Annotated in this window: 9 protein-coding genes and 1 riboswitch; of the genes, 8 read left to right on the forward strand and 1 reads right to left on the reverse strand. The window is 65.7% G+C overall.

The window, feature by feature from the left end; genetic code table 11:
* The first annotated feature begins 132 nt into the window (after nt 1-132).
* The 3 genes from LQ144_RS16440 (at nt 133) to LQ144_RS16450 (ending at nt 1569) form a co-directional block, all read left to right on the forward strand.
* Entirely contained in the window at nt 133-612 is a 480-nt protein-coding gene (locus LQ144_RS16440; protein WP_230119772.1) for a DNA starvation/stationary phase protection protein, read from the forward strand.
* 133 nt (nt 613-745) lie between these two features.
* Entirely contained in the window at nt 746-1114 is a 369-nt protein-coding gene (locus tag LQ144_RS16445) for a metalloregulator ArsR/SmtB family transcription factor (RefSeq protein ID WP_230119773.1), read from the forward strand.
* Nucleotides 1111-1569 (forward strand): SRPBCC family protein, encoded by a 459-nt coding sequence (locus tag LQ144_RS16450; protein WP_230119774.1) that lies wholly within the window; start codon nt 1111-1113, stop codon nt 1567-1569. The genes LQ144_RS16445 and LQ144_RS16450 overlap by 4 nt, the downstream gene beginning before the upstream one ends.
* A gap of 100 nt (nt 1570-1669) precedes the next feature.
* On the opposite strand, the gene LQ144_RS16455 is transcribed toward LQ144_RS16450, so the two are convergent.
* Complete coding sequence (locus LQ144_RS16455) at nt 1670-3244, reverse strand: MFS transporter (RefSeq protein WP_230119775.1); 1575 nt, start codon at nt 3242-3244, stop codon at nt 1670-1672.
* Nucleotides 3245-3311: 67 nt separating this feature from the next.
* Here LQ144_RS16455 and LQ144_RS16460 point away from each other — a divergent pair, with 67 nt between their 5' ends.
* The 5 genes from LQ144_RS16460 to LQ144_RS16480 form a co-directional block, all read left to right on the forward strand.
* Nucleotides 3312-3851 (forward strand): TetR/AcrR family transcriptional regulator, encoded by a 540-nt coding sequence (locus LQ144_RS16460; protein ID WP_230119780.1) that lies wholly within the window; start codon nt 3312-3314, stop codon nt 3849-3851.
* Between the two features lie 123 nt (nt 3852-3974).
* A riboswitch (glycine riboswitch) is annotated at nt 3975-4073 on the forward strand.
* 198 nt (nt 4074-4271) lie between these two features.
* Nucleotides 4272-7118, forward strand: a complete 2847-nt coding sequence (gene gcvP / locus LQ144_RS16465; RefSeq protein WP_230119776.1) for an aminomethyl-transferring glycine dehydrogenase — start codon at nt 4272-4274, stop codon at nt 7116-7118.
* Between the two features lie 10 nt (nt 7119-7128).
* The gene (gcvT, locus tag LQ144_RS16470; protein WP_230119777.1) at nt 7129-8289 is read left to right on the forward strand and encodes a glycine cleavage system aminomethyltransferase GcvT; all 1161 of its coding nucleotides are present in this window, start codon (nt 7129-7131) and stop codon (nt 8287-8289) included.
* Between the two features lie 456 nt (nt 8290-8745).
* A complete protein-coding gene (gcvH, locus tag LQ144_RS16475) occupies nt 8746-9129 on the forward strand; it encodes a glycine cleavage system protein GcvH (RefSeq protein ID WP_230119778.1) in 384 nt (127 codons plus the stop codon).
* A 182-nt stretch (nt 9130-9311) separates the two neighbouring features.
* The coding region (locus LQ144_RS16480) for a serine dehydratase beta chain (protein ID WP_230119781.1) at nt 9312-9419 on the forward strand (108 nt) is incomplete at its 3' end.

The raw sequence follows: 9419 nt of genomic DNA on the forward strand, positions 1-9419 counted from the left end.
GGTCAATTTGAATAGCATTCATATATGACAGAAATGGCAAGTAAGCTGATCGTGAAATTTTGGGCCTGCTCCTGCCTGCCCTGACCCGGCCTGCGGTAGCGTCGGAGCTACTGGACCACTCGAGGAGGACGAATGAAAGCTTCACCGACACTGACCAACAACATGCAGGCCGTGCTTGCGGACCTGATCGAACTGCACATCCAGGGCAAGCAGGCGCACTGGAACATTGTGGGGACCAACTTTAGGGACCTTCACCTGCAGCTGGACGAGATTGTCGATGCCGCCAGGGCGTTTGCTGACGACATGGCGGAGCGGATGCGCGCCCTGCACGCGCTGCCCGATGGCCGCAGCGAGACGGTGGCCAAGTCCACCAGCCTGGCCCAGTTCCCGGAAGGCCTCATCAACACCAAGGACGCGATCGACCGGATCGTCGCCGCGCTTGAGGCCGCAGTGGGCACCATGCGCAAGGTCCATGACGAGGTGGATGAAGAGGACCCCACCACCGCAGACCTGCTGCACGCCTTCATTGAAAAGCTGGAGCAGTACGCCTGGATGGTGGGTGCCGAGAACATGAAGGCCTCGGCCAGCGTCACGCAGCCCGACAGCAAGTAACCGCAGCCTAAAAATCTGAGATCCGCAGGCGGCCGACGCCCGCGGAACCGACAGAACAGCCCCGGAGTTCCTCCGGGGCTGTTTTGTGCTTTGAACCCTTGACTTTCCGGCGCCGCGGAGAATACTTAAGCATGTGCTTAACAATCAGCTGCCGGAGGATCCGGACCTGGATTCCGTGTTCCAGGCGCTCGCCGACCCCACCCGGAGGGCGATCCTTATCCGCCTCTGCGACGGCCCGGCGTCAGTCTCGCAGCTGGCCCGACCGTTTGCCATGAGCCTGCCGGCAATCCTCCAGCACCTGCAGGTCCTGGAGGGCAGTGGCCTGGTCCGCAGCGAAAAGATCGGACGCGTGCGCAGCTGCACCATTGTCCCCGCTGCCGTCCGCCGTGCGGAGGGCTGGCTCAGCGCGCGCCGGACGGCTGAAGAACGCCGCCTCGACCGGCTCGAGTCGTTCCTTGATTCAGATGATCCACCCACAACAACAACCAGGAGTACGCCATGAGCACCCCCATCACGCATGCCAGCTTCACGTTGTCACGCACGCTCAACGCCCCGCCGTCGCGCGTTTTTGAAGCGTTCTCGGATTTCGCCAGCAAGAAGAAGTGGTTTGGCGGCCCGCCGGAGTGGAACCAGGGCGAATCAAGCCTCGAGTTCCGGGAGGGCGGCCGTGAGACGGACGTCGGAGGGCCCGAGGGCGGTTTCGTTTCGACCATGCAGGCCCTCTATTACGACATCGTGGACAACGAGCGGATCGTCTATACCTACGAGATGCTGCTGGACGGCCAGCGCACGTCCGTTTCGCTCAGCACGGTGGAGCTTCAGGCTGAGGGCGACGGTACCCTGCTGACGCTGACCGAACAGGGCGCCTACTTCACGGAGGTTGACCAGGTGGCCGGGAGGAAGGAAGGAACCGACGGCCTGCTCGATGCCTTGCAGGCCTTCGTCGAAGGCCACTGAGCAGCGGCCGCGGCAGGCCGCCATCGCTCCTCCGCCGTCGCCCTTCCGGCGGCGGGACCGGCCGGCGGCAGGCGGCCTCGGCAGCCCACCGGCCGGTCCCTTAGCGGGCCCTCGGCACCCGGCGGAGAACGACGGCGGAGAGGACTGACGCTCCCGCCATCAGTACCAGCGCGATGGCCGCCGTGATGTGGACGCCCGAGTCGAAGGCCGCCCGGGCGGCCGCGGCGAGGGCTTCGGACAGCGGCGCCGGCAACGTTCCCGCAAGCTCCATGGCCCCCGCCAGGGTTTCCCGGGCCCGGTCCGTGGAGTCCGCGGGCGCCACCTGGGTTACGGCTGCGGGCAGTGCAAGCTGCCTCTGGTAGGAGGCGGTCAGGATCGATCCCAGAACGGCCGTACCGAGCAGTGAGCCCACTTCGTAGCCCGTCTCGGAAATCGCCGCCGCGGCCCCGGATTTCGCGGGCGGCACGGCGCCTAGGATCAGGTCGTTGGAGATTGTTTCGGCGGCACCCACGCCGAGGGCAAGGAGGAGCAGTGCACCAAGCAGCAGGGCCGGTCCGGCGGAGTGGTCGCCAAAAGCCACCAGGGAGTAGCCCGACGCGCTCAGCGACAGGCCGCCGGCCACCACGAACCCGGGCCGAATCTTCCGGACCAGCGGCACCACCAGAAGCCCCGCCACCACGGTGGCCGTCAGTGCGGGCAGCATGGCGGTCCCCGACGCCGAGGGCGACATCCCTTCCAGCAGTTGCAGGTGCTGTGCCAGGAAGAGGATGAAGCCGTTGAAGGAGAACAGCGCCAGCACGTTGGCTGTGATGGCCGTGCTGAACACCCTGTTCCTGAACAGGGACAGGTCCAGCAGCGGGGACGCGAGCCGCTGCTGGCGACGAACGAAGACGAAGCCCATGGCCATGCCAAAGGCAATGATGGACAGGGCCTGTGCGCCCGGTCCTTCGGTGGCCAGTTCCTTGATTCCGTAGACCATGGGCACCATGGTCAGCATTGACAGCAGGATGCTGGGCATGTCCACCCGGCCCGGCCTGGGGTCCCTGGACTCCGGAATGAAGAACGGGCCGAAGATGAGCAGCGGCAGCATGATGGGCGCGGCCACGAGCAGGACCGCGCCCCACCAGAACTGCTCCACGAGCCAGCCGCCGAAAATCGGGCCGAGGGCTGCGCCGCCGGAGAAGCCTGCCGCCCAGATTGCGACCGCCAGCCTGCGCCTGTTGGGGTCCGGAAAAATGTTGCGGATGAGCGAGAGCGTGGACGGCATCAGCATGGCGCCAAAGAAGCCCAGTGCGGCACGGCCGGCAATTAGCCATTCGGCGCTTGGGGCGAACGCTGTGGCGGCCGAGACTCCGGCGAATCCCATGGTGCCAATCAGCAGCAGCCGGCGGCGCCCGATCCTGTCACCCAGGCTTCCCATGGCAACCAGAAGACCGGCCAGGACCAGGGCGTAGGCGTCCACGATCCACAGCAGCTGCACTCCGGACGTATCCAGGCTCCGCGCGATTGCCGGCAGGGCGAAGGTCAGTGCGGTGTTGTCCACGGCCACGAGCAGGACCGGAAACATGAGCAGACCCAGGGCAAGCCAGTCGCGGGCTCCGCCGCTGGCGGGGGAGGGCTGTGCTGCTGCTTGCGTGATGGGCTTCTGCTGCTGGAGGTCTGCGGACGCGGTCATGCCTTAACTGTACCGTCTGGACGGTATAGTTATCAAGCGAATGACCAGAACAGGCATGATGGGAGCCATGGCCAGAAAACCAGTAGCGCGCAGTGCCGTCCTCGACGCCTTTGAGTCACTCCTCATCGAAGTAGGGGAGCGAGCAGCAACCCTGGATGCCGTGGCCGGGCGCGCTGGGGTTTCCAAAGGGGGCCTGCTCTACCACTTCCCGAATAAGGAGGCCCTGATCGGGGTCCTGCTGGACCGCCTGGACGAGCATGCCGAGGCCGATGCCCGGGCCATGGCCACGGCACCCGAAGGTGCGGCCGCCTACTTCATCAAATCCTCAGTGTGGGCAGACACCCCTCTGGACCGCGTCATTGTGGCGGCAACGCGGCTCGCAGAGGTGGCCCATCAGGAGACCCGGCGGCGTTTCGCCCATATTCAGCAGCGCTGGCTCAATGAGATCGCCAAGGATGTGGGGCCCGGGCTCGCGAAGGCGGTCCTGTACATGGGGGACGGCCTGTATTTCAATGCGATGTTGTCGATCGGGCCGGCCGCGACAGCTGCCGAGACGGCCGCCGACGTCGAAAGCCTGCTTGCCGCGCTGGAGCGGCTCCGGGACTGACCGGCCGGTGCTGAAAGCGCCGGCGGCAGTACCATCCGGCCGCTACGAGACAGTTTGCGGACGCGTTCCGGACATAGGAGAATAGCCTCTGTGGCTGTTGTCACCGCAAACTGAATATGCCTTTGATCTGCGGCGGGAGAGTTCTGCAAGTAGGTACAAGCAGGCGCCGTAGGAGCAAATCCTCCCCAGGAATCTCTCAGGCCCATGTACCGCCGCGGCAAGGCAACTCTGGAAAGTAGCAGGCTGTCCGTCTGGAGTCCCGGGATCATCCCGAAACATCAGGACATGCTGTGCTCACCGACGGTGCAAGCGGGGCTGTGCGCAAACCACAGCAACGCGGAAACTCTCAGGTCCAATACAGAGCGGGGAGGAACCCGATCGATGTGGCGTACCCTGCGCCGCCTTAGTTATGGAGTTCCCTTGACTGTCAATTCAGCCTCCACGTCCTTCGTTGACCGGCATATCGGCGCCCGCCGTGAAGCCGACGTCGACGCCATGCTCAAGGCTGTCGGCTACGACACCGTTGATGCTCTGGTTGATACCGCAGTTCCCAAAGACATCCGGCAGGACTCCCCGCTGGAGCTTGCCCCGGCCCTGAGCGAAGTTGAAGCCCTCGCCGAGCTGCGCAAGCTTGCCGCGAAGAACAAGACGGCCGTGCAGATGATCGGCCAGGGCTACTACGACACCGTGACCCCGCCGGTGATCCGCCGCAACATCCTCGAAGCCCCGGCCTGGTACACGGCCTACACGCCGTACCAGCCGGAAATCTCCCAGGGCCGGCTCGAGGCGCTGCTGAACTTCCAGACCATGGTGCAGGACCTCGTGGGGCTGCCCATCGCCAACGCTTCGCTGCTGGACGAAGCAACCGCCGTGGCCGAGGCCGTGCTGATGATGCGCAGGGCCAACAAGAACAAGGCCGCCCACGACGGCAAGACGGTGCTCGACGCCGACTGCCTGCCGCAGACCATCGCCATCGTCAAGGGCCGCGCCGAGGCCCTCGGCTTTGAGGTGGAGGTCGCCGACCTTTCCAAAGGACTGCCTGACGGCGTCATTAACGGCGTTGTCCTCCAGCAGCCCGGGGTTTCCGGCCGCGTCTTCGACCACTCCGAGGTCATCGCTGCCGCCAAGGAGCGCGGTGCACTGGTGACGGTTGCCGCGGACCTCCTTTCACTGACGCTCATCACCCCTCCGGGCGAGCAGGGTGCGGACATCGCCGTCGGCTCGGCGCAGCGCCTCGGCGTGCCTCTGTTTTACGGCGGACCCCACGCCGCCTACATGGCAGTCCAGAAAGGCCTCGAGCGCTCGATGCCGGGCCGCCTCGTCGGCGTCTCCAAGGACTCTGCAGGAGTTCCGGCCTACCGTCTGGCCCTGCAGACCCGTGAGCAGCACATCCGCCGCGAAAAGGCGACGTCCAACATCTGCACCGCGCAGGCCCTGCTGGCCATCGTCGCCTCGATGTACGCCGTGTACCACGGTCCGGACGGGCTGAAAGCGATTGCCGAAACCGCTCACCGCCACGCCAGGACCCTCGCCACCTCGCTGAAGGCTGCCGGGCTGGTCGTCCTCCACACCAGCTTCTTCGACACCGTGAGCGTGTCTGTGCCGGGCAAGGCGGCGGACATCATCGCCGCGGCCGAGGCCAAGGGCATCAACCTCCGCAGCATCGACGCGGACACCGTGGGCATCTCCACCGATGAAACGACGACGGCGGCAATTGTCGAGGACGTCCTCGGCGCCTTCGGTGCCACGGCCGTTGAGGCGACGGACGCTTTTTCCCTGGACGCCGCCGTCGAACGCTCTTCCGAGTACCTGCAGCATCCGGTGTTCAACACCCACCGCTCCGAGACCCAGCTGCTGCGCTACGTGCGCCGGCTGTCCGACCGCGACCTCGCGCTGGACCGCACCATGATCCCGCTGGGTTCGTGCACCATGAAGCTGAACGCGACGGCCGAAATGGAAGCGATCTCCTGGCCGGAGTTCGCGTCCATCCATCCGTTTGCCCCGGATTCCCAGACCGAGGGCTGGCGCGAACTGATTGCAGATCTTGAAGCGCAGCTGACCGAGATCACCGGCTATGACCAGGTGTCCATCCAGCCCAACGCCGGTTCCCAGGGCGAGCTCGCGGGCCTGCTGGCCATCCGCGGCTACCACCGTTCACGCGGCGATGACCAGCGCAACATCTGCCTGATCCCGGCCTCCGCCCACGGCACGAACGCGGCCTCGGCCGTCCTGGCCGGAATGAAGGTTGTTGTTGTGGCCACGGCGGCAGATGGCACGATCGACCACGCCGACCTCAACGCCAAGATCGAGCTGCACAAGGACGCACTGTCCGCGATCATGATCACCTACCCGTCCACCCACGGCGTGTACGACGCCGATGTCCGGGAAGTCTGCGACGCCATACACGCAGCCGGCGGGCAGGTCTACATCGACGGCGCCAACCTAAACGCCCTCGTGGGGCTCGCCCAGCCGGGCAAATTCGGCGGCGACGTCTCGCACCTGAACCTGCACAAGACCTTCTGCATCCCGCACGGCGGCGGCGGCCCGGGCGTCGGTCCGGTCGCTGCCAAGGCCCACCTGGCGCCGTTCATGCCCGGCAACGCCGCGACCTGGACCGAAGGTAATGACGTGCCCATCTCCGCTTCGAACTACGGATCAGCAGGCGTCCTGCCGATCTCCTGGGCTTACGTGAAGCTCATGGGCGGCAGCGGCCTGACCGACGCCACCAAGTCCGCGCTGCTCGCCGCGAACTACATTGCGGCGCGCCTGAACGACTTCTTCCCGGTGCTGTACACGGGCGAGGGCGGGCTCGTGGCCCACGAGTGCATCCTGGACCTGCGCGAGCTCACCGCCAGGACCGGCGTCACGGCGGAGGACGTTGCCAAGCGCCTCATCGACTACGGCTTCCACGCACCTACCCTGGCGTTCCCTGTTGCCGGCACGCTGATGGTGGAGCCCACGGAGTCCGAAGACCTGGACGAAATCGACCGCTTCATCACGGCCATGATCTCCATCCGGGCTGAAATCGACCAGGTGGCCAACGGCGACTTCAGCGTGGCGGACAGCCCGCTGCGCAACTCCCCGCACACCGCCGCCGCCGTCATCAGCTCCGACTGGGCCCGCGAATACCCGCGCGAACAGGCAGTGTTCCCGGTGCACTCCCTCAAGCAGGACAAGTACTTCCCGCCCGTGGGCCGGATCGACGGCGCTCTGGGCGACCGCAACCTGATCTGCTCCTGCCCGCCGCTTTCCGAATTTGAAAACTGAGGATCCGCCGATGTCTGAGAATTACACCGCCCTTTACGAAGAGCACAAGAAGCTCGGCGCCTCCTTCACCGACTTCGGCGGGTGGCAGATGCCGCTCAAGTACAGCTCCGAGCTGGCCGAACACCGCGCCGTCCGCAGCGCGGCAGGCATCTTCGACCTGTCCCACATGGGTGAAGTCTGGGTGACCGGCCCGGACGCCGCAGCCTTCCTGGACTACGCGCTCGTCGGCAAGATTTCGGCGATGGCCGTCGGCAAGGCCAAGTACTCGCTGATCTGTAAGGAAGACGGCGGCATCATCGACGACCTCATCGTGTACCGCCGGCCCGCTACTGCGGACACCGCACAAGGCGGTACGGACAGGTTCCTTGTGGTGCCCAACGCCGGCAACGCCCAGGTGGTTGCCCAGGCCCTCGCCGAGCGTTCCGCCGGGTTCGACGCCGTGGTTGAGGACGTCTCCGCCGCCACGTCGCTGATCGCTGTCCAGGGTCCCAAGGCCGAGGAAATCCTCCTCCGCCTGGTTCCCGCCGCGCAGCACGAGCTCGTCACCGGCCTGAAGTACTACGCCGCCGTGGAAGTTCCTTTCCTGGTGGGCGGTGCGAGCCAGGAACTTCTGCTCGCCCGCACGGGCTACACCGGCGAGGACGGCTTCGAGATCTTCGTGAACAACGACGACGCCGCCGCCCTCTGGCAGGCCATCGTCGCCATTGCGGACGAAGGGGAGCTGACGCCTGCGGGACTCGCCTCCCGCGATTCGCTCCGCCTCGAAGCCGGAATGCCGCTGTACGGCAACGAGCTTTCCCTCGAAGGGGACCCCTTCGCCGCCGGCCTGGGCCCCGTCGTCGCGCTGTCCAAGGATGGCGACTTCGTGGGCAAGGCGGCGCTGAGCGCGCTCAAGGCAGCCGGCACCGGTTCCACCACTGGCCGTAAGCTGGTGGGCCTCAAGGGGCTCGGGCGCCGTGCCGGCCGCGGCCACTACCCGGTGCTCAAGGACGGCAACGTCATAGGCGAAGTCACCTCCGGCCAGCCCAGCCCCACCCTCGGCTACCCGGTCGCGATGGCCTACGTCGACGTCGAGTTCACCGAACCCGGCACGGCCCTGGACATCGACCTGCGCGGCAAAACGGAGCCGTTCGAAGTCGTCGCACTGCCTTTCTACAAGCGCTCAAAGTAGGCCCGTCTCCGCTGGTTGAGCTTGTCGAAACCCCTGGTCCCGGGGCCGTGGTTGGCTCCGTGGCCGGCTGGCCCCGGTTTTCACGCGTGCTGCTCCTTCGTCGCTTTGACGCACGCTTTCGAAAACCCCGGCCAGCCGGCCCCTCGAGGGCAAGTCACCTAGCGCTGGTTGAGCCTGTCGAAACTCTTTAGGCCCACAAGTAGCTCGGACCCGATCGATCTAGTAGAGCCACTGTTTCTTTCCGGAGAACTGTTGGCCCCCAAACTGAAGTGCTGGTCGGCGGGTGAGGGGATTCCGGAAGCGTGCGTCTAAGGGAGCGTCGCGTCCGCTCAGCGGGCGCCCTCGCGACCGAGCACGCGGAGGAATTCGCTCATCCGCCGCCCAACCCGGCCACTGTCCGCATCAGCCCAGCACAACTGATTTAGCACCAAGATTTCAAGAGTAAAGGAAAAACACATGGCAAAAGTTGCCCGTGAACTGCAGTACTCCGACGAGCACGAGTGGGTTGCGCGCGAGGCCGGGAACGTTGTGTCCATCGGCATCTCCGCCGTGGCCACGGACGCCCTCGGCGACATCGTGTACGTGGACCTGCCCGAGGTTGGTTTCCCGGTGACGGCGGGGGAAACCTGCGGCGAGGTGGAGTCCACCAAATCCGTCTCGGACCTGTACTCGCCGGTGACTGGCGAGGTCACGGAAATCAACCCCGCCGTCGTCGACGATCCGGCCCTGATCAACAGCGATCCGTACGGCGCCGGCTGGCTGTTCAAGGTCGCCGCCGAATCGGAGGGCCCGCTGCTGTCGGCCGAGGAATACGCTTCAAAGAACGGCGGCGAGCTGTAAGCGCTTCGACCTCGCCGCGGCAAAAACCGCGTAGCGTGGATTAAAACAGCACGGCGGCGGGCGGCCGCCACTAGCTGCCGCCCGCTGCCGTACTGACCGGCTGCAAGCCGCGACCCGCGGCCACTCAGTCATCCGGCAGGACCATCTGCCGGGCCACAGCAAGACCTAGTTAGGAACCGACAATGGCTGTTGGAGTCTTTGACCTCTTCTCCATCGGAATAGGCCCGTCCAGTTCACACACGGTGGGCCCCATGCGTGCTGCCGCGGTGTTTGCCGAGGAGCTTAAGGCT

Origin of the sequence: Arthrobacter sp. Bi83, assembly GCF_918698095.1 — a bacterium.
In the GTDB taxonomy this organism is placed as follows: Bacteria; Actinomycetota; Actinomycetes; order Actinomycetales; family Micrococcaceae; genus Arthrobacter.

What these genes read in the sequence shown, in the direction of transcription:
- gcvH (WP_230119778.1), top strand. Translation starts at nt 8,746, where the DNA reads ATGGCAAAAGTTGCCCGTGAACTGCAGTACTCCGACGAGCACGAGTGG.
- LQ144_RS16440 (WP_230119772.1), top strand. Translation starts at nt 133, where the DNA reads ATGAAAGCTTCACCGACACTGACCAACAACATGCAGGCCGTGCTTGCG.
- LQ144_RS16460 (WP_230119780.1), top strand. Translation starts at nt 3,312, where the DNA reads ATGGCCAGAAAACCAGTAGCGCGCAGTGCCGTCCTCGACGCCTTTGAG.
- gcvT (WP_230119777.1), top strand. Translation starts at nt 7,129, where the DNA reads ATGTCTGAGAATTACACCGCCCTTTACGAAGAGCACAAGAAGCTCGGC.
- LQ144_RS16455 (WP_230119775.1), bottom strand. Translation starts at nt 3,244, where the DNA reads ATGACCGCGTCCGCAGACCTCCAGCAGCAGAAGCCCATCACGCAAGCA.
- LQ144_RS16450 (WP_230119774.1), top strand. Translation starts at nt 1,111, where the DNA reads ATGAGCACCCCCATCACGCATGCCAGCTTCACGTTGTCACGCACGCTC.